The 20,536-nt window shown below is 38.2% G+C and carries 15 protein-coding genes and 1 pseudogene; 10 read left to right on the forward strand and 6 right to left on the reverse strand.

The genetic code is table 11. From position 1 onward, the window contains the following. Positions 1-30: 30 nt before the first annotated feature. The 5 genes from BACCOP_RS00300 to BACCOP_RS00320 form a co-directional block, all read right to left on the reverse strand. A complete protein-coding gene (locus tag BACCOP_RS00300) occupies positions 31-1,899 on the reverse strand; it encodes a hypothetical protein (protein ID WP_007564870.1) in 1,869 nt (622 codons plus the stop codon). 12 nt (positions 1,900-1,911) lie between these two features. Continuing rightward, complete coding sequence (locus tag BACCOP_RS00305; RefSeq protein ID WP_007564872.1) at positions 1,912-3,411, reverse strand: hypothetical protein; 1,500 nt, start codon at positions 3,409-3,411, stop codon at positions 1,912-1,914. Between the two features lie 276 nt (positions 3,412-3,687). Further along, entirely contained in the window at positions 3,688-4,935 is a 1,248-nt protein-coding gene (locus BACCOP_RS00310) for a DcaP family trimeric outer membrane transporter (protein ID WP_007564873.1), read from the reverse strand. Positions 4,936-4,953: 18 nt separating this feature from the next. Beyond that, complete coding sequence (locus tag BACCOP_RS00315; RefSeq protein ID WP_007564875.1) at positions 4,954-5,445, reverse strand: hypothetical protein; 492 nt, start codon at positions 5,443-5,445, stop codon at positions 4,954-4,956. A gap of 218 nt (positions 5,446-5,663) precedes the next feature. Continuing rightward, the gene (locus tag BACCOP_RS00320) at positions 5,664-7,097 is read right to left on the reverse strand and encodes a carbon starvation CstA family protein (protein WP_007564879.1); all 1,434 of its coding nucleotides are present in this window, start codon (positions 7,095-7,097) and stop codon (positions 5,664-5,666) included. Positions 7,098-7,178: 81 nt separating this feature from the next. Here BACCOP_RS00320 and BACCOP_RS00325 point away from each other — a divergent pair, with 81 nt between their 5' ends. The 10 genes from BACCOP_RS00325 to miaA all read left to right on the forward strand — a co-directional run bounded on the left by BACCOP_RS00325 (position 7,179) and on the right by miaA (position 19,004). After that, positions 7,179-8,681: a glycoside hydrolase family 10 protein gene (locus BACCOP_RS00325; protein ID WP_007564881.1), complete on the forward strand. Its 1,503-nt coding sequence runs from the start codon at positions 7,179-7,181 to the stop codon at positions 8,679-8,681. A gap of 65 nt (positions 8,682-8,746) precedes the next feature. Then, the gene (locus BACCOP_RS00330) at positions 8,747-9,916 is read left to right on the forward strand and encodes an AIR synthase-related protein (protein ID WP_040311655.1); all 1,170 of its coding nucleotides are present in this window, start codon (positions 8,747-8,749) and stop codon (positions 9,914-9,916) included. Positions 9,917-10,101: 185 nt separating this feature from the next. Continuing rightward, positions 10,102-11,211, forward strand: a complete 1,110-nt coding sequence (prfA, locus tag BACCOP_RS00335; protein ID WP_007564885.1) for a peptide chain release factor 1 — start codon at positions 10,102-10,104, stop codon at positions 11,209-11,211. 19 nt (positions 11,212-11,230) lie between these two features. Then, complete coding sequence (locus BACCOP_RS00340) at positions 11,231-12,952, forward strand: DUF4153 domain-containing protein (RefSeq protein ID WP_007564887.1); 1,722 nt, start codon at positions 11,231-11,233, stop codon at positions 12,950-12,952. A 17-nt stretch (positions 12,953-12,969) separates the two neighbouring features. Further along, the gene (gene pyrF, locus BACCOP_RS00345; RefSeq protein WP_007564889.1) at positions 12,970-13,794 is read left to right on the forward strand and encodes an orotidine-5'-phosphate decarboxylase; all 825 of its coding nucleotides are present in this window, start codon (positions 12,970-12,972) and stop codon (positions 13,792-13,794) included. Between the two features lie 282 nt (positions 13,795-14,076). Beyond that, the gene (gene lpxD, locus BACCOP_RS00350; protein ID WP_007564891.1) at positions 14,077-15,117 is read left to right on the forward strand and encodes a UDP-3-O-(3-hydroxymyristoyl)glucosamine N-acyltransferase; all 1,041 of its coding nucleotides are present in this window, start codon (positions 14,077-14,079) and stop codon (positions 15,115-15,117) included. Positions 15,118-15,121: 4 nt separating this feature from the next. Continuing rightward, positions 15,122-16,507, forward strand: a complete 1,386-nt coding sequence (locus tag BACCOP_RS00355; protein WP_007564893.1) for a bifunctional UDP-3-O-[3-hydroxymyristoyl] N-acetylglucosamine deacetylase/3-hydroxyacyl-ACP dehydratase — start codon at positions 15,122-15,124, stop codon at positions 16,505-16,507. Positions 16,508-16,612: 105 nt separating this feature from the next. Continuing rightward, complete coding sequence (gene lpxA, locus BACCOP_RS00360; RefSeq protein ID WP_007564895.1) at positions 16,613-17,380, forward strand: acyl-ACP--UDP-N-acetylglucosamine O-acyltransferase; 768 nt, start codon at positions 16,613-16,615, stop codon at positions 17,378-17,380. A 51-nt stretch (positions 17,381-17,431) separates the two neighbouring features. Further along, complete coding sequence (locus BACCOP_RS00365; RefSeq protein WP_007564897.1) at positions 17,432-17,986, forward strand: IS1096 element passenger TnpR family protein; 555 nt, start codon at positions 17,432-17,434, stop codon at positions 17,984-17,986. Positions 17,987-18,098: 112 nt separating this feature from the next. Continuing rightward, positions 18,099-19,004, forward strand: a complete 906-nt coding sequence (gene miaA, locus BACCOP_RS00370) for a tRNA (adenosine(37)-N6)-dimethylallyltransferase MiaA (protein ID WP_007564899.1) — start codon at positions 18,099-18,101, stop codon at positions 19,002-19,004. Positions 19,005-19,480: 476 nt separating this feature from the next. Here miaA and BACCOP_RS00375 read toward each other — a convergent pair. Then, positions 19,481-20,536, reverse strand: a pseudogene (locus BACCOP_RS00375) (reverse transcriptase domain-containing protein); the annotation flags it as partial.

Consider the following 20,536-nt stretch of genomic DNA (forward strand, 5'->3'; position numbering starts at 1 on the left):
TAAAATTATTATAGAAGTCAGGATGTTTTTTTATTTTATAATTCTCACACAACGTACAGGATAAGCATTTGCCCTTCTATCCGCACTTTTTTCAACTCCACTTTTCATTATTTTTATAAAAGGAGCCTTTGCATTTTTATTTCCATCTGGAGAACTAAACAGGCAACAACCATATTCATTACAAGCAGTTAATCCTCCTCCTCTAGCACTACGTACTCCTGTTACAGGATACCACATTGTTTGCCCATTATAAATTAATAAATAGCCCAAATTTGCAACATCCCAACTTCCATTATCATCAAATATAAGTTTCTCACTGTCAGCAGTCATCCAAGTGTCACGGGGAGCAACCATATACCCTTCTGGACAAGGATCATAAATAGATTTCTTTAAAAGAGAAGCATCAGGAAATTCATACCCATAAGGATTTCCCCAGAGAGCATCATCTGCATATTGCATCCAATCGTATGCATACTGATAGGGCAACTGAGAAGTATTACTTTTTGAATTTCCATCAACAATGTAAGTCATCGGATTTTTTATAGCATATTCTATTGTTCCTTTACTATTATCCGACTTTTGAGAACTCTCTTTTACAACCCCATCCTGATTATATAACACTGATTTCGTATTCATTCCAAATTCAGAAGTACTTACAAATGGATCTTTACGCCCCCATTGATACAATAGTCCAATAGATCTAGTATCTCCTGGTATAGTACATACAGCACCCAAATTACGATCTAAAACTATATAATTATTTCCTTTTATATTAGTACCTAAATTATGTTCATTTATTTCTGTTACCCATATATGGAAAGACCAAAGAACATTCGCTTCTTCTGCATCTGGATTTATATTATCATAAATAGCAACTACAGCATTTCCACATTCTCCATTTAAATCAACAAGAAATGATTTTCTATCATCGGCTAATGTTACCTTTGTAACAAAATTTGTTGAAACATCATTCCATAATAATTTAGCAGACAAAGGCAACTTATCATTATCAGCCAGAATATTTTCATAAGAATAATTTATATCTGTTGTATAATATGGTGTACAATCTACTGTAACAGTTCTCGTACCTGGAGCTACAATAATGGAATTAGATTTTCCATAATAATTAGAGGTGGCTAACCAGTTTATTGCTCCAACAGATATAGAAAGTATCTTTCCCTTTTCTATCGATTTACCTTTTACATTTACAATCGCAGTTCCTTCTCCTTTAACTGAATGAAAAACAATTTCAAGATCTTCACTAAAAGTTATAGATGGAAGTACAAAATATAAATCTTTACCTTCAGTCAAATCTATATTACCTTTTAAAGTTACTGAATGGAAACCTTCCCCTTTCTGTACAATTTCATTAGTTGAAGGATTCACAACTAAATCATTAACCAACACATCTTCTTTACTTTTTATCGTAACAGAGGTTACCGAAGTAAAGCCTTCATCAGCTGCCGGTACGGTCACTTTTAAACTACCACAAACAGGATTCATTACTAAATTGTCAAAACCTTCATTATTAGTAATAGCATAAAGAGGAAATGAAGCAGGATTAACCCCTTTCTCTTCAAACTCTTGCTGTTCAGGTATATTAAATTCAATATTTTTTTCTGAGAATTTAGCATCATACGGATGGTAAACAATATAATCAGCAGTTGCAGGTATTTCATATAAACTAATTTGCCCATTCGCTAACATAGTACAAGTTTGTTCATTTACTCCTATTAAATCCCCAGCCTTAAAATCAATCTGTAATTCTTTTTCAACAGCTTGATTAAAAGAAAAAGCAACCGGTTGCTTATGAATTATTTCCTCAACTATAGTCTTATCTTCTGTGCAACTGCAAAAAGCAGCCATTATAAACGCACAATATTTTATATATGTTTTCATTTCTGTATAAATTTATTTTATCTGAGCATCTAGTGTAAAAATATAATTTTCAATATTGGTATAGCCATTATTTGCAATCATAGAAGCATCTGTAGGGTCATTTTTATCCAATCCATATTGTTCCTCAAAAGAATCAGGCATGCCATCACCATCAGTATCTGGAGCTTTTTCACCTTCCATAATTTTTCCTGGTCCTCCCAATGGGTATTGCTTTTTATCTCTCTCATCTTGAATTATTGTGCCTTTTATACCCAATGAAGTTAATTCATCAATCAAATAGGCATCAACTTCATCACGCACAGGAAGACAAGCTCCTACATACTTTACAATCCATTTATAGGCTTCTTCCGCAGAAGTCTGTCCTAATATGGAATTATGTTTTATGGATGGAGTAGATAAAAAAGTCGGCATTCCAGAATATTTACCTGTTTCCTCATCAAAAGTTTCTTTTTCACAAAACTCCGGATAATTATTTTCAGTCAATTCTATACCATTTAAAACACCATCCTTATTATAATCATAATAATTACCTTTAAAATATGCCCTATAATCTCTATTTGCCCCTATAAAAGGAGGGGTCGGAGTCACAGGAATATTTTTTAATTCTATTTCTTGAGTCTCTTCATTTCTTACATTCATCCAATTATTGCACAATCCTACAATAAAATAATTATCTTCTATGGTTGTTTCAGACTCTCCTTCTGAATCTCCTCCCATATTATAGGCAGCTCCATTCCCCCAATTATATACAACATTATTTACAAATTGATTTAATCCTTTTACTTTAGGATTACGGGTCTTATTATCAATATAAAGATTACGATAAAGTGTTATGCCATGATCTACATCTGTTTGAATAAGCCCTCCACAAGAATGATTTTGTAACCCCTGTCCTATAATTGAATTTTGAATGGTAATATTATCTGCCTTACCACCAGCATTTATCGAAAAATTTTCATCTCGTCCCCATGTAACAGACAAATGATCAAAAATCATATCAGTTCCATCAGCCAATCCTGCAGCATCCTTTCCCTTCGGTCCATTCATTCCCATACGTATACGAAGATATCTACAAATAAGGTTTTTTGCACCTGAAAAAGATACACGATCCCCATAAAGAACAATACCATCTCCTGGAGCTGTTTGAGCTGCAATCGTCAAATTATGCTGATTAATAACCAAAGCTGATTCTAATCTTACAATACCCGAAACATCAAAAATAATAATACGATTAGGCTTACTTACAGCATCCCTCAGTGAGCCTTCTCCAGAATCATTTAAATTAGTAACATGATACACTTCACCTCCACGTCCTCCTGCTGTCTTACGTCCATACCCTTCAGCACCAGGAAATGCTAAGACTTCACCATAATCAGGAAAAACTCCCTCTGTGTCTTTCACATAAACATCTTCTTTTATTACCACTTCATCACTACATCCCATATTACATGTAGCAAAACCCAATAAAAAAACTATTGTTTTTGTTGGCAATCCAAATAAATCAATTTTCATAGTACTTAATAATTTGATAAATTCAACGAAAACCAAATTAAGCTAAACAAGTTTTTTTTCTAATGGAATACAATACACTTAATATGCAATATCATTCAAATGGATAATATTTAATAAATGGCGTACAAAAGGTCCACAATTCACCATAACAGACACATAGATTATAGCTTATCACAAAAACCAACGAATAAAAAAACATCCTGATGTTTCTAAAAAAATTGAGCAATTTTTTTCAAAAACATCAGGACGTTTTATATAAAAATTCACGTTCTTTTTTTAAAACTGAAACAGAGCTACCAGCACTATACGATGATTGAGTATAGAATGAGAGTTTATTGCTTTTGCTTTCGCATCAAATTCATCGCCATACCAGGCATTACAGAGTGAATACTCCGCCCCGAATTTCCAGTGGGGAATATTATAAGTAAGTTCAGCTGTACCGGTAAACAACTGGTCGAGCGTTGTTCCTGTTCCTAATGCACCATAAGGAACTTCTTTGGTTGCACCCAGATTTTTCAGATAACCAAAGAACAAAGCCGGACGCCATTTCTTTCCATAAGCCACATTCACCCATGTAGAAGATGTACGCAACGGGGAGTACTGCTGTTTTCCCGTCACCTCATCGATACTGGTTATTCCATATCCTCCCACAGTACTTGTCTGAGTCAGATTAGTTCCCAGTACAGTTTTGGCGGATACCAGCCAGTTCTCCTTTGTATACTTCACATGAGCCTCTCCGGAGATACCTGTTACACGTTCATTTACGAAATAAACCGCGTCTTCAGTTTCCGATTGGGTACGAGGAGTAATAGAACTTACATGCAATCCAGCTCCGGCTATCAGTCCCGGACGTTTATAATCTACCCCCAAATAAAATTCAGGAACACAGCTCTTTTTCATGAATTCCTGGCTTTTCTGGGTAGAGGTTTCTCCCGGTTTATTGGTTTTAGGACCAACTGACAAGTACTGCGACTGCCAGATAGCAGCAGCAGTAAGCATAAAATTATTAGAAGTAAAACGATAGCGAATCTGAGGAGCACGGCTAAACGGTTGGTAAGGTGCACCCATATTCAAATTCAATATTTCAGGAGCAACATCACCATACAACGGATGCCAGGTCTGTCCTACCAGCAGCGCTGATTTGCCCCAATCCAGATTAAAGTAGACATGACGAATACGGAACAACGAATAAGTAGTACCCGAACCACGGAAATCAACTTCTACCTTAGCCGAGGTCTTGGCTTTACCTAACATCGGGCCTGTAACATCTACCCCCAGACGAGTATATAACGTATAAAAATTACCATTACCAACTCCATTCAGATCGTGTCCGTTCGGATCCAGATTTTCATCCAGCGGGTACATATAAAACAATCCGTCTACAGTTTCCGAATTAGACCGGGTGTTATAGAACAAATCTGTACGTACCTGACCATAAAACTTATAATCAAACCCTTTTTTCTGTGCAAATACACTCCCCGAAACTCCAACGAGCAAGGCGAGTGACATGAATACTTTTTTCATCACTATTTAGATATATAATCAGAAATAAAAACCAAATCCTATCTTAAAACCAAGCTTACTGTATTCCGAACAGTTCGAAAAACTCAAGTCATAATATACAGCCGGCTCTACGGTAATCGTTCCATTCAGGAAAAATGCATACCCCAGCTCTGGAGTCAGACAGACAAGATCTTTACGATTTACACTATTCGACAAATGTTTATAAGCCAGGCCTAATCCACCATACAGGCCACAGTTAGACAAGTAATATCTTGCTCCGGCTCCCACACTTGTTTCATCCATACCGTGTTCTACATACTCTCCCTTGAAATTAACCAGCACCATCAGGTTGTCGACAACAAAAGCTCCGCTACCAACCTGAAAACCAAAGTTAGTTCCTTCGTATTTGCTATGCGAGAGATCCAGTCCGGTAAGAGAAGTATTCAGATACCATTTTCCTTCTTCGAACTGAGCATGTGCATTGATACAACTTATCAGTAAAATAAATACAAATAATAATTTCTTCACCATAAATATATTTTAAGAATTGATTGTCGCAAAAGTAACAAAAAAACGCCATGAAAAAATATTTTGCCACGGCTTTTTAGCAATTCACCAGCTCTGTCAGAAAAGCCTTGCCGATATAAAGAAAAAAGTCTTGCCGCAACTGACTATATGAGATGACATATCATCCTTAATCAGTAGCAGCAAGACTCTGCTATCCTTTGACCAAAGGATATAGTAAAAAATTAAATACGTTTTTTCTCCTTTTTATACCAGACAGCAAACCAGATTATTGCAATCAGCACACAAACAGCACCGAGAGGATAAGATATACTTTCAGATAAGGCAAGTCCTTCTGGAGCTATTAATATATAGGTAGAACATACTGCCGTCATGAAAAGAGCAGGAATAAGCGTTACCCAATAGTTTTTCTTTTCATGTACCAGCCATACAGTAATTGCCCACAGTGTGAAAACAGACAAAGCCTGATTGCACCAGGCAAAATATCGCCATATAATCTTAAAACCCTCTGCATCGCCAAAGCTGTACAACAGCAATGCAATAGTCACAAGGAATATAGGTATACAGATAAGCAAACGACGACGAATACTGCGTTGCTCTACATGAAAGAAATCAGCAACAATCAGACGTGCAGAACGTAATGCTGTATCTCCACTGGTAATCGGTGCAGCTACAATACCAAGTATAGCCAAAATACCCCCGAAGGTTCCCAGCCAGTCCTTCGAAATATCAGTAGCTACCTTCGCTCCCGAATAGGCAACTCCAGTTGCTTCATCTACAATACCGTTTTCATGGAAAAAATAAGTGGCCGCAGCAGCCCAAATCAAAGCAACAATACCTTCGGTCACCATTGCTCCATAAAAAATCGGACGACAATGCTTTTCATTAGTGATGCATCGTGCCATCAATGGAGATTGCGTAGCATGAAAACCACTAATGGCTCCACAGGCAATGGAAATAAACATCATCGGGAAAATAGGATTCCGTTCATATTTTGTTCCAAACCCATTCCACATTTCAGGCAAATCCGGACTTTTTACATACAGCATAACCAAAATTCCTACAGCCATGAAAAGCAAAGCAAAGGCAAACAAAGGATAAATCTTACCGATAATCTTATCAATCGGCATCATCGTTGCCAATATATAATATAGGAATATCACGACAACCCAAAAATAAACATCAAGAGAGGCGGGAGTCATACCAGCCAATAATTCCGCCGGTCCTGAAACAAACACAGCTCCAACCAATATCATCAACAGAACTGTAAAGACACAGGCTACCTTTCGGGTTCCGCTTCCCAAATATCGTCCTATAATCTGTGGCAGACTTTCGCCCGAATTTCGAAGTGACAGAGTTCCGGCCAGGAAATCATGTACCGCGCCTGCAAATATAGTTCCGAAAACAATCCAAAGATAAGAGGCTGTACCAAACTGCGCTCCCATAATAGCACCGAAAATTGGTCCGAGACCTGCAATATTCAAAAACTGGATCATAAATATTTTCCATGTAGGAAGAGGTATAAAGTCTACCCCGTCGGTCATAGTCAGTGCCGGAGTCTTACGGTTGGGATCGGGAGCAAACAGTTTATTGACATAACCTCCGTAAATCCAATAACCGACTACTAACAGAATTAAAGCTATACTAAAAGTTATCATAATAAAAAGTATTTAAGTGAGCGCAAAAGTAATAATTTAAAAGAACATATTGCTATCTTTGCAAAACTAAAAAACGAAATTATGTACAACAGACTTATAACTATTTACATTGTTATTTTGGGGTTCATTATTCCCCTGTCCGGATATGCTCAACCCAAATATGAAATACGGGCAACCTGGCTCACCACATTGGGCGGACTGGACTGGCCTTCGCATAAAGCAACATCAGCCAAAACTATCGAACTTCAGAAACAAGAATTATGTAAGACACTCGATGCACTGAAACGTGCAAACTTCAACACCGTATTGTTTCAGACCCGTTTGCGTGGAGATGTCATTTATCCATCTGCCATAGAACAGTTTACAGAATCCTTAACCGGACACGAAGGAGGAAATCCCAACTACGATCCACTGAAATTTGCCATAGAAGAATGTCACCGCAGAGGTATGGAACTGCATGCATGGATTGTAACCATCCCTATAGGAAATACCCGACAGGTTAAGCTTTTAGGTAAAAAATCTGTAACACGAAAACAGCCCTCCATCTGCAAGCTATATAAAGGGACATGGTATCTGGACCCGGGAAACCCTCAAACAGATAATTATCTTGCAAGTATTGTGCGCGAAATTGTTTCCCGCTACGATATAGACGGTATTCATCTCGACTATATCCGATACCCGGAACGGGCATCAGACTTTCCCGACCAGAGTACGTATCGTAAATATGGCAAAAAAGAATCTTTACAGCAATGGCGCAGAAATAATATCACCCGCATTGTGCGGCGTATTTATACAGAAACAAAATCGCTAAAGCCCTGGGTAAAGGTAAGCAGTTCTCCTGTTGGAAAATACAACGATACCAAACGCTATCCCTCAAGGGGATGGAATGCCTATGAAGTCGTTTACCAAGATGCACTTCAATGGCTGAAAGAAGGAATACACGATGCTTTATTCCCGATGATGTATTTTCAGGGAAATCATTTTTATCCGTTTGCTCTCGACTGGCAGGAAAATAAAAACGGACGATGGATTGTCCCTGGGTTAGGTATTTATTTTCTCCACCCCAAAGAACAAAACTGGCGGCTTGATGAAGTGGTACGGCAAATCTCTTTTTTGCGTAATATAAAACTTGACGGACAGGCTTACTTCCGCAATCGTTTTTTGGTTGACAATACAAAAGGAGTGTTCGATGAACTGAAAGAGCATTTCTACACACAACCTGCTGCCATTCCTGCTATGACATGGATAGACAGCATAGCTCCTTCCGTTCCGGCAAATCCCGTCTTTATCCCGTTGGATAAAGGAGTAAAGTTAAGCTGGAAAGCATCTACCGATAATTCCTCGGTTCCGGTATATTATCGTATATATGCTTCGAATACTTATCCGATAGATATCACACAGGCATCAAACCTGATTGAAATAAGAACAGACTCTACGCAGTATATCTTCTGTCCCGAAGTTCCATGGCAAGAACGGATATATTGGGCAGTTACAGCTGTAGACAGGTATGGAAATGAAAGCCAGCCTCTGGAAATGAATCAGCCATTCACGACAAGCTACGTAACAAAACAAGAAAAACGATAGGACATAAGCAAAATAATCCGTACTTTTGCACATTCAATTGAACAAAAACAAACAAATAATATCTCATGAGCAATCAACGATACATGCAGCGCGGTGTTTCCGCATCGAAAGAAGATGTGCATAACGCCATTAAAAACATTGACAAAGGTATTTTCCCTAAGGCTTTTTGTAAAATTATTCCTGATATTCTAGGTGGTGATCCGGAGTATTGCAATATCATGCATGCTGACGGAGCCGGTACTAAGTCGTCTTTGGCTTATTTATACTGGAAAGAAACTGGTGACTTGTCTGTTTGGAAAGGAATTGCACAGGATGCCTTGATTATGAATATCGACGACTTGTTGTGTGTCGGAGCTGTAGACAATATCTTGGTATCGTCAACTATCGGACGTAATAAACTGCTGGTTCCGGGTGAAGTGATTTCGGCTATCATCAACGGAACAGACGAATTGCTTGCCGAATTGAGAGAAATGGGAGTAGGTGTTTATGCAACAGGAGGTGAAACTGCCGATGTTGGTGACTTGGTTCGTACTATTATTGTCGACAGTACAGTGACATGCCGCATGAAACGTGCTGATGTAATTGACAATGCAAATATCCGTCCGGGAGACGTTATCGTAGGTCTGGCTTCGTACGGACAGGCTACTTATGAAAAAGAATATAACGGCGGTATGGGTAGCAATGGCCTGACAAGTGCACGTCATGATGTTTTCTCTAAATACCTTGCAGAGAAGTATCCGGAAAGCTACGACAAGGCAGTTCCAGAAGAATTGGTTTACAGCGGCAACTTGAAATTGACAGATGCAGTAGAAGGCTCTCCGCTGGATGCAGGAAAGCTGGTTCTCTCTCCTACCCGTACTTATGCGCCTGTTGTTAAAAAATTGCTGAATGCTCTTCGTCCGCAAATTCATGGTATGGTTCACTGCTCAGGTGGTGCACAAACTAAAGTATTGCATTTCGTTGGAGACAATTGTCGCGTAATCAAAGACAATCTCTTCCCTGTACCTCCATTGTTCCGCACTATCAAAGAACAAAGTGGAACCGACTGGGATGAAATGTATAAGGTATTCAATATGGGACACCGTCTGGAAGTTTATTTGTCACCGGAACATGCTGAGCAGGTTATCGAAATCAGCAAATCATTCAACATCGATGCTCAGATAATCGGACGTATTGAAGAAAGCGATCATAAAGAGCTGATTATCCATAGTGAATTTGGAGAATTCAAATACTAACTAATAAGAAAGCTTACCATAGTCATAAATAATAAAGTTCTACAATAGCCATCTTAACAAAAATATCTATTCGATGACTATTTCATTCAGGAACAATTATTTTATGGCAGACTATGGTAAGCTTTTGTTTTGCAAAATAACAACATTATATATTAGAGAATTAATAAACTAACACTCTTTGGAATATGGCAGAAAACAATACCATATTAGAAAAATTGGATGGATTAGTAGCTCGCTTCGAAGAGGTATCAACCCTGATTACCGACCCGAACGTTATATCTGACCAGAAACGATATGTAAAGCTGACGAAAGAATATAAAGAACTGGGAGATCTTATGCAGGCACGCAAGGAGTATCTGCAGTGCCTCAACGGATTAGAAGAGGCTAAAATGATGATGGCTGAGAACGATCCTGAAATGAAAGAAATGGCTCGCGAAGAAGCAGCTGCTTGCGAAGCTCGTCTTCCACAACTGGAAGAAGAGATTAAGCTTCTGCTGGTTCCAGCTGATCCGCAAGATGATCGCAATGCTATTCTGGAAATACGAGGTGGTACAGGAGGAGATGAAGCCGCTATTTTCGCAGGGGACTTATTCCGTATGTACTCAAAATATTGCGAATCGAAAGGCTGGAAACTGGAAGTATCTAGTGCAAACGAAGGAGCTGCCGGAGGTTTTAAGGAAATTATTTGTTCGGTAACAGGAGATAAAGTTTACGGAACTCTTAAATATGAATCAGGAGTACATCGTGTACAGCGTGTACCGGCTACTGAAACTCAGGGACGTGTTCATACATCAGCCGCTTCTGTAGCTGTACTACCCGAAGCAGAGCCGTTCGATGTAGAAATCAATGAAGGCGAAATAAAATGGGATACATTCCGAAGCGGCGGTGCTGGTGGTCAGAATGTAAACAAGGTAGAATCAGGAGTCCGCTTACGCTATAATTGGAAAAATCCTAATACCGGTGTTGTGGAGGAAATTCTTATCGAGTGTACAGAAACCCGCGACCAGCCTAAGAATAAGGAACGTGCCTTATCACGTTTGCGCACTTTCATCTATGATAAAGAGCATCAAAAGTATATCGACGACATTGCATCTAAACGTAAAACAATGGTCAGCACAGGAGACCGTTCTGCTAAAATCCGCACATACAATTATCCACAAGGACGTATAACCGATCACCGTATCAATTATACGATATACAATCTGGCAGCTTTCATGGATGGAGATATCCAAGATTGTATCGACCATCTGATTGTTGCAGAGAATGCAGAACGATTGAAAGAAAGTGAGTTGTAATAGCTGATTTTTCACTAAAATGCTAAGGCACTGGTTACAAAAAACAATTCAGACCTTCAATGGGGCGCTCCAGATTAATCTGAAGCGTTTTCCCATTACTTTATTCTTTATTTTATCTTTAACCTGTTATCTCTGTTATTTAGTAGCAGCTGATCAGCCAGAGAACAAGAAACTTTACTGGATACTAGGATACTACCTATCGGTAGGAACCTTACTTTCTCTTTCCCTGCATTTATGGTGTGAGGAAATCAAAAGTTTGATAAAGAAGAGTATTATTCAAACAGGAGCACATGCACTCCTGATAGCCGATGCATTTTATTTATACTCCTATTCTTATGAGAAGTCTTTCACTGAAATAGGAATTGCTCATGGAGCAGGACTTTGGGCCATAGGGCTTTCCATCTTTTTCCTCTCTTTTCTAAAAGAGAAAAATGATATACCGAGCTGGAATTTCGCAGTATCAAGTATTACATCATGCATTACAGCCAATTTGATAGGATGTGTGATGAGCTGCGGAATCAGTCTTTTGGTATTGTCATTGCATAAACTATTCAACATAGACATTGATACCCGATATTATTTATATATCGTTATCATATGTAATGTATGTTTGCCTCTGTTATTATTCCTGGGACTATTACCTTCCAGACAAGAGAAACATAACACATTCCCTTTATTACATTCATTCTTAAATAATGTAATTCATTATTTATTCCTTCCTCTTACGGGAGGATATCTGATTGTACTTTACATTTATGCGCTACGTATTCTAGCCAGTTGGGAACTTCCGATCGGATGGGTTTCATGGCTGGTCATTGCATTAATGACTGGATGTATTGCCATTGAATTCGGATTATATCCAACTCGAATGGCACATGGCAAGCGCATGGATGAATTAATAGCCCGCTGGCTTCCTGCATTTGTATTGCCTCTGCTTTGCTTAATGACTATAGGCATTATCCGGCGATTTAATGATTATGGAGTGACAATCAACCGCCTGTATTTAATCACACTCAACGTCTGGTGCTACTTTGTATGCATAACTCTGATTTTGATTAAGGCCAAAAGAATCAATTGGATTCCTGTTTCTTTTTCTATAATTTTTCTGTTGACTTCAATTCTACCGGTCAATTACTCAAGTATCACACAAAAAACCATTCAAAACGAAATTAATAAGGAGATTCAGAATACTCAACAGAAAAAACTTCCTTTTTCTCATGAAGAGTACACCCAATGGCTAAAGAATTTTTCTTCTGCAAAAGCACAATCTATTAACGAAAAAATTATTTATCTTTACGAATGGTTTGGTAAAGAAAGCATAGCACAATGGATTGACGAAAACGTTTCATTATATATGCTCCGTACAGAGTTCAAAAATGAAGGAGAGACTCAAGGTACGACTTCCTATTCTGGAAAGTCAGCCTCAGAAGCTTTTATAAACATCCCTGACGGATATGATAAATTACAATACGTGAACCAATACTACGTTTCAACTAATGACGAATGCGAAAAACAAATATTGGCCATACCGTTACAACAAGAGAACGACACTGTGTACATAAGCTACCAGACCCTTGAGAAGCTTAACCAATATAAATATGGAGAAATGCCTCCGGCTGAATTGAAATGCAACTCAAATAGAAAAATATTTTACCTCACCGAATTTTTGGTTGAGAATACCACAGAAAACAACAAAAAACATACACAAGTGAGTATAAACGGTTATTTATTCAGCAAATAATTTAAAACCCTATAGATATGAACAAACAGCAATTATTCGAAAACATTAAAAACAAAAAATCTTTTTTGTGTGTAGGACTGGACACTGATATCAAAAAGATACCAGAACATCTGTTAAAAGAGGAAGATCCTATTTTCTCTTTCAACAAAGCTATTATTGATGCTACAGCTCCTTACTGTATTGCTTATAAACCCAATCTGGCTTTCTATGAAAGTATGGGAGTAAAAGGATGGATCGCATTCGAAAAGACTGTAGAATACATTAAGAAAAATTATCCTGACCAGTTCATCATTGCTGATGCAAAACGAGGAGATATAGGTAATACTTCTGCCATGTATGCTCGCACATTCTTCGAAGAGCTTAACATTGATTCTGTAACTGTAGCTCCTTACATGGGAGAAGACAGCGTGACTCCATTCCTCACTTATGAAGGTAAATGGGTTATTTTGCTTGCACTTACATCCAACAAAGGTTCACACGATTTTCAGTTGACTGCCGATCCGGAAGGTGAACGTCTTTTCGAAAAGGTTCTTCGTAAATCTCAAGAATGGGCTAATGATCAAAACATGATGTATGTTGTTGGAGCCACTCAAGGACGTATGTTCGAAGATATTCGTAAGATTGTTCCTAATCATTTTTTATTGGTTCCGGGAATCGGTGCACAAGGAGGCTCACTCGAAGAAGTATGCAAGTACGGAATGACCAAAGAATGTGGTCTGATTGTCAACTCCAGCCGAGCTATTATCTATGCAGATAAAACTGAAAACTTTGCAAAAGTAGCAGGAGAAGAGGCTCATAAAGTACAGCAACAAATGAGTGAATTACTGAAAGCTATCTTATAATAAGATCTTTCCCAAAGAATAACTTCCTGCTACTAAATCAGGAGAATTTGTTAAATCAATCTAAAATACTGTCTTCCGTTTTTATACATGGAAGGCAGTATTTTATTTTATAAATCAGAGAAAAAGAACACTTTTCCGATAGGATACAGATAAATAATTTACATTTTACACGGATATATAAAAAAAAAATACGTAATTTGCATAATTAACAACGTGGATGTAGTTTTAAAGACATTCCAAAACTCAAACTATTAAAGTAAAAAAAGAACAAAAACATCAATTATGGAGTTTTCAGCCAAGCAAATTGCAGAATATATCCAAGGAACAATTGTGGGAGATGAAAATGCCACTGTACACACTTTTGCTAAAATAGAAGAAGGTATCCCAGGTGCATTATCTTTCTTATCAAATCCTAAATATACGCATTTCATATATGAGACTCAATCGTCCATTGTATTGGTCAATAAAGATTTCACACCTGAACATGAGGTAAAAGCAACTCTGATTAAAGTAGAGAATGCCTACGAAAGTCTGGCAAAGCTGATGACCTTATATGAAATGAGCAAACCGAAAAAAACTGGCATCGATCCATTGGCTTCAATTTCACCTAGTGCAAAAATTGGCCAGAATGTTTATATAGGTCCTTTTGCTTGTATAGAAGACGGAGCTGAAATTGGAGATAATACCTATATACATCCGCAAGTAACAGTTGGAGCACATGCCCGAGTTGGAGAAAACTCTATTTTATATCCTCAAGTAACAGTATATCATGACTGTCGCGTAGGGAACAATTGCATTATACATGCCGGGGCGGTTATCGGAGCTGACGGATTTGGTTTTGCACCATCACCTGAAGGTTATGAAAAAATCCCCCAAATAGGTATCACTATCATCGAAGATAATGTAGAAATTGGAGCTAATACATGTGTAGACCGTGCTACGATGGGAGCAACAGTTGTACATAAAGGAGCAAAGCTCGACAATTTAATCCAATTAGCACATAATGTAGAAGTCGGCAGCCATACCGTGATGGCATCACAAGTTGGAGTTGCCGGATCTGCAAAAATAGGAGAATGGTGTATGTTCGGAGGACAAGTTGGAGTTGCCGGACACATAAAAGTAGGTGACCATGTAAACGTTGGAGCACAGTCTGGAATACCGGGTAACACAAAATCTGGAAGTACTTTAATGGGATATCCAGCTATTGAACCGAAGCAATTTGCTCGCTCATCTGCAATATTCAAGAAACTCCCAGAGATGTACACTGAACTAAACCGATTACAAAAGGAAATTGAAGAACTAAAAAAACAACTTAATAAATAAACCCATGTTGAAACAACAAACTTTAAAAGGCAGCTTTTCACTGAATGGCAAAGGGCTTCACACAGGAGTCAAACTGACAGTTACATTCAATCCTGCCCCAGAACATCACGGGTATAAAATTCAGCGAATAGATCTAGATGATCAGCCCATCATTGATGCAGTAGCTGAAAATGTAGTTGATACAACCCGCGGTACAGTCTTGGTGAAAAACGGGGTAAAAGTAAGTACCGTAGAACATGCCATGGCCACACTTTATGCAGCTGGCATAGACAATTGCTTGATTCAGGTTAACGGTCCGGAATTTCCAATTCTGGACGGAAGTGCCAAAGCATATGTAGAATGTATCAAACGAGTTGGCATTGAAGAACAAAATGCGCCGAAAGATTTTTATATAATCAAGTCTAAGATTGAGTTCCGTGATGAAGCTACCGGTTCATCCATTACCGTACTTCCAGATGATAAATTTAGTGTCAACACACTAATTTCATACGACTCAAAAATACTTACCAACCAATATGCTACTTTAGAGAATATGGAAGATTTTCCAGCAGAAGTAGCATCGGCACGTACTTTTGTTTTTGTTCGAGAAATCGAACCATTGCTTAATGCTGGTCTGATTAAAGGAGGCGATCTGGATAATGCGATTGTCATTTACGAAAAGCAAATGACACAAGAGAACTTCGATAAGCTGGCAGATGTAATGGGAGTACCTCATATGGATGCAAGCCAATTGGGATATATCAACCATATTCCATTGGTATGGCCTAACGAACCTGCACGTCATAAGCTTCTTGATATTATCGGTGACTTGGCATTAATTGGAAAACCTATTAAAGGACGAATCATTGCTACCCGTCCGGGACATACAATCAATAACAAGTTTGCCCGTCAGATACGCAAGGAAATTCGTTTGCATGAAATTCAAGCACCTGTATATAATTGCAACGAAGCACCAATCATGGATGTAAACCGCATTCGCGAATTACTTCCTCACCGTTATCCATTCCAATTAGTAGATAAAGTTATTGCCATTGGAGCAAACCATATCGTTGGTATAAAAAATGTAACATCCAACGAACCGTTCTTCGTTGGCCATTTCCCTAACGAACCGGTCATGCCTGGTGTGCTTCAAATAGAAGCAATGGCACAAGTCGGAGGATTGCTGGTATTGAACTCTTTGGATGATCCGGAAAAATATTCTACTTATTTCTTGAAAATAGACAATGTTAAGTTCCGGCAGAAAGTTGTTCCGGGTGACACGTTAATATTCCGTGTAGAATTAATGGCACCTATCCGCCGAGGAATTTCTACTATGAAAGGCTATATCTTTGTTGGCGAAAAAATTGTCTGCGAAGCTGAATTCATGGCACAAATAGTGAAAAACAAATAAAAACGATACATAAACAAGGATGAAGAATTCTATCTAATACATTTAGACTGAATTCTTCATCCCTGCAATTTATACTCTTAATACTTAATACTTCTTATAAAAAATATGATTAGCCCATTAGCATACATACATCCAGAAGCTAAAATAGGAGAAAATGTCGAAATAGGTCCCTTTGTATTTATTGACAAGAATGTAGTGATAGGCGACAATAATACAATTATGCCCAACGTAAACATTTTATATGGTTCACGTATTGGAAATAATAATCGCATTTTCCCAGGAGCAGTCATCGGAGCGATTCCACAAGATTTAAAGTTTCGTGGAGAGGAAACAACCGCAGAAATCGGTGACAATAATACCATCCGTGAGAATGTAACAATAAACAGAGGAACAGCTGCAAAAGGAAAAACAATAGTAGGCAACAATAATCTGCTGATGGAAGGAGTACATGTTGCTCACGATACAATTGTCGGAAGCGGATGTATTATAGGAAACTCTACAAAAATGGCAGGCGAAGTTATCATCGATGATAATGCAATTGTCAGTGCCAATGTTTTGATGCATCAGTTCTGCCGGGTAGGAGGTTATGTTATGATTCAGGGAGGATGCCGTTTCAGTAAAGATATTCCTCCTTATATCATTGCCGGTCGCGAACCGATTGCATATAGTGGAATTAACATTATCGGATTACGCCGTAGAGGATTTTCAAACGAATTAATTGAAAACATCCACAATACATATCGCATTATTTACAACAGCGGAAAAAATGTTAGTGATGCTTTGCAGCAAATTCGTGAAGAGATTACTATGACTCCGGAAATTGAATATATCGTTTCTTTTATTGAAAATTCGGAAAGAGGAATTATCCGATAAAGAAAATTTTATATCTTTACAACATCAACGAATATTAAACAGGAAAGAACAATGGTATATAAATTCAGAATCATATCCGATGAAGTCGATGATTTCTTGAGAGAGATAAAAATCGACTCAGAAGCTTCTTTTTACGATTTACACGAAGCTATATTAAAATGTACCGGTTATAAAGATGATCAGATGACTTCTTTTTTCATCTGCGATGATGACTGGGAAAAAGAAATTGAAATTACTTTAGAAGATATGGGTAATGGAAGCTCTGAAGAAGATACTTTCGTTATGAAGGAAACTCCATTAAGTGAACTGTTGGAAGACGAAAAACAGAAATTACTTTATGTATTCGATCCGCTTGCTGAACGTGTTTTCTTTATAGAGCTTTCCGAAATTATTACAGGAAAGGATTTACAACATGCAACTTGCTCACGCAAAGAAGGAAATCCACCTAAACAAACCATTGATTTTGATGAGCAAATGAATACAAACACTGCTCTCGATTTAGATGAGAACTTCTATGGTGACCAAGATTTCGATATGGAAGACTTCGATCCGGAAGGCTTTGATATGGAAGGAGGAAGCAATCCTTACGATGAAGACAAATATTAATTAACAGATATTGTAATTGTTATTTTCATCTACGCGAAAAGGAGGAAAATCTCGAAAGACAAATAACGGATACGAGATTATTCCTCCTTTTTTAGTTGCTTTAAAAGAATATATGAATAAACCAACACTCATTGTACTGATAGGTCCTACAGGTATAGGTAAAACAGATTTAAGTCTATCTATTGCCGAAGCATATCATACCTCTATTATTTCAGCTGATTCACGACAGCTTTATGCCGACCTGAAAATAGGGACGGCAGCCCCTACCCCCGACCAGTTAGCACGTGTTCCACATTATTTTGTAGGAACTCTGCAACTGACAGATTACTATAGTGCGGCACAATACGAAAGTGAAGTACTGAAAAAGCTTAATGAATTATTCCAAGAAAAAAGCGTAGTAGTACTTACAGGAGGATCAATGATGTATGTCGATGCCGTATGCAAAGGTATTGACGACATTCCTACCGTAGACAATGATACACGTCAGTTAATGCTGGAACGTTACGAACAGGAGGGATTGGAACGTTTATGTGCAGAGTTAAAGCTTCTTGATCCTGAATATTACAATATTGTTGACTTGAAGAATCCCAAACGCGTAATACATGCACTTGAAATATGCTATATGACAGGAAAAACATATACATCTTTCCGTACACGTACATGTAAGGAGCGTCCTTTCAACATATTAAAAATCGGATTAAAACGCGACAGGGAAGAACTATACGATCGTATTAACCGTCGAGTAGACATGATGATGGAAGAAGGATTACTGGAAGAAGCACGAAAAGTATATCCGTACCTCAACCTGAATTCACTGAATACCGTAGGATATAAAGAATTATTTAAATATTTCGACGGAGAGTGGGAGTTACCTTTCGCTATCGAAAAAATAAAACAGAACTCACGCATCTATTCACGTAAACAGGTAACATGGTTTAAGCGTGATACAGAAATAGCCTGGTTTCATCCTGACTCAACACAGGAAATCATGCAATACATTGAACAACATCTGGCATAAAGCAAACATTTATTCCTGGTGAACTGCACATTTAAAATAGAAAAATAGTCCCGATTCGGTACAATTCTTTCAAATCCATCTCCGACCGAATCGGGACTAGTAACATAAAATAATACATGTTGTCCGATAATACTTTTCAAATCATCAATAACTTATTGATATACATAAAATTAAACAACAACTTTAATAAGGGAGCTTATCCATAAAAATAATACTTAGAATCAGCTTATTCAATATGTTTATCGAAAACAAATAACAATAATACCATTAAATTACACCCGTTCGAGACACAGAGCTAGTGTTTCACTGAGTGTATCCGAGGTAAGTTTGCCTTAGAAGTAATGATGGAAAGTTAATAGACAATTTTGCATTTCAATCGAGTAGGAGGTAAACATTAATCATAGGTGTTTATCTCCTATTTTCATGTTCACCGACCTCTCACACCACCGTACGTGCCGTTCGGCATACGGCGGTTCCTATTTTGGGTACCATTCGAGATACGAGCCCATTAAGGTAGGATATCCTGCTTTTCGCAGGCTATCATTATTTATCGCCACTTTCAATATAGGACTGTCAGCGATACGCCAATAACCTTTGCGAGTGTTTCCCCATTCACATGCCTTATATTTTTCTATACCGCATTTAATGAGGTTTGCCACCTTGGTCTTGGGTTTCTTCCAAGCTTTCCATATACACATACGTATTCTACGTCTTAACCACTCATCTGTGTCAAGAAGAAAGCGTTTCATATCGGCAAGGTGATAGTATCCAATCCACCCACGTATGTAATCTTTCAGCTTCTGTTTCCTCTTGACGTATCCCCATCCATTGCTACGATTAGTCAGCTCTTTGAGGCTCAATTTCATCTTTGCTTTGGATTTAGGGTGTACTGTAAGGCGATATTTGCCTTTCATTACATAAAAGGAATAACCGAGATACTTCACTCCTCGAACATACGATACTACAGTCTTTTCCTTGTTGACTTTAAGGTATAGAGTTCCCTCTATAAATCGGGTTATGGACTCTTTGACTCTTCTTGCTGCCCTTTTGGACTTACAGAATATCATCGAGTCATCGGCATACCGCACAAAAGGAAGTCCTCTGCGTTCGAGTTCCTTGTCCAGCTCATTGAGCATAATATTACTTAACAATGGACTTAGTGGTCCTCCTTGGGGAGTTCCTTCCTCGCTCACTTCGAACAGACCTTTGTTCATTACACCGCTTCGGAGATATTTGTGTATCAGACTGACAACTCTGCCGTCTTTAATAGTACGGCTGAGAATTTCTATGAGTTTGCTATGGTTCACGGTATCGAAGAAGCGTTCAAGGTCAAGGTCTACAACGTACGTGTAGCCTGTATTGATTATCTCTTGGGCTCCTCTCACGCGTCATGACAACCTCTTCTCGGACGGAAGCCATAACTTCTCTGAGAATTGTTCTCATATATAGGACTCAGACCTGTTATGCTTGTGCACAAACGTCTACAAGTGGGGGATTCCTAATAAGACGCATCTTGCCATTGTTCTTTGGGG

The sequence above is a fragment of the Phocaeicola coprocola DSM 17136 genome (genome assembly GCF_000154845.1).
In the GTDB taxonomy this organism is placed as follows: Bacteria; Bacteroidota; Bacteroidia; order Bacteroidales; family Bacteroidaceae; genus Phocaeicola; species Phocaeicola coprocola.